This is a genomic window from Leptospira noumeaensis, assembly GCF_004770765.1.
GTDB lineage: Bacteria > Spirochaetota > Leptospiria > Leptospirales > Leptospiraceae > Leptospira_A > Leptospira_A noumeaensis.
In genome coordinates, this window is the sequence record NZ_RQFK01000021.1 from 1 (window position 1) to 1,398 (window position 1,398).

Annotated in this window: 1 protein-coding gene; it reads right to left on the reverse strand. The window is 35.0% G+C overall.

Going from position 1 to position 1,398, the window contains the following annotated elements:
* Positions 1-212: 212 nt before the first annotated feature.
* Positions 213-1,361 (reverse strand): IS91 family transposase, encoded by a 1,149-nt coding sequence (locus tag EHQ24_RS06745; RefSeq protein ID WP_135600916.1) that lies wholly within the window; start codon positions 1,359-1,361, stop codon positions 213-215.
* Between the last annotated feature and the right edge of the window lie 37 nt (positions 1,362-1,398).

Genomic DNA, 1,398 nt, shown 5'->3' on the forward strand with positions numbered 1-1,398 from the left:
TCGCATAACGAACTAGCGGAGACGAAGTTTCCCGCCCTGAGCCTTCGCAGAAGGCGTTAGGAGGAGCGGGAAATTTGCCGTAGGCCAAGCGAGGGCGTAAGTCCCGAAGCGCAGCGTTTCCGCGCTGTTATATGCAGTGCCCTGGGCTTGATTTTGATTTGTTACCTAGTTTTTTTCTCTAAGGAATTTAATAGTCCAACTTTGAGTCAAAGTTAAGCAACAAGCTTTGTAAAAAGATCTTCAGTAGGCGGATCCTTTCCAAATTTGATGTATACAATGTCAGGAACTTTAAATTCGTCAACTTCTTCTAGTAGAATCATAGTTTGATTACAGATAGGACAAGATTTATGTATTTTGTGAGACACATCATCTAATTCCAAATCAGGATCGTTGTTAATAGGTTCAAATTGAAGATTAAGGTTATATAGGCTGTTAACGATAAGATATTTTTCTTTAGAAGCGGAGCTATAGAATCCAGAATACCGAATCGATTTAACGTTTTGTGGAATGATGTGTTTAATGTAACGATTTACGAATTCGTCGTTAGAAAAGGAGAAAGTTTTATCCTTTTTATGAATTTGAGTGGAACCATTATGTAAAAAGTCAACCTGATTAAGATCGAGAGCATTTCCTTTGATAGTTTTGGAAAGGTAGTCAATGATTGGAAATGGAGATTTATATTTATTAGAAATGAAGATATTCTCATTTTGAAATTTATTTATGTTTTCTTTGAATGTAATTCCAAGTTCGGGATGATTCATGTGAAGATTGATTAATTCTTTTTTGAGTAAGTGATTGTAAACAGAATTAAAGTTATCTAGTTTGAATAGAGTCTCGTCAAGAAATAGTAGTTTGTCCTGGTTTTTGGAAAGAGCAATAGAATTAAGAATAACATGAATATGAGGGTGAAGTTGGTATTGGTCACCATGCGTATGTAAAACAGAAATAAAAGCGGGAGTAGGCGTAAGATCGAAGGAATACTTAATTAACTTATTTATTGTTTTTGAAGAAGCTTCGAATAGAATTTCTATAAAATCTTTGTAATGGGTTAAAATGTAAGGATATAGAAAAGCAGGTAACTTAAAGACCAAATGATAATGCGGAGAGTTAGTAACTTTTTCTTTTGTATTAATGTTCCAAATTCTTTTGTTCTCTGATTGGCAAGTAGGACAAGCTCTATTGTTACAAGATTCCCTCATGAAGACCGAGAAGTGTCCTGTTGGACAAGAGTAGACTCTTCCCTTCATAGCATTAGTTCTACAAAGAGAGACAGCGGACACAACTTTCTTAACATGACTGGGCAGGTTAGAAGCTTGTATCTTATCTATTTGGTTATATAGAACTTGTTGGAATTCGTTCATAGTATATTGTTTTAGGGCATTGCATATAACGAACTAG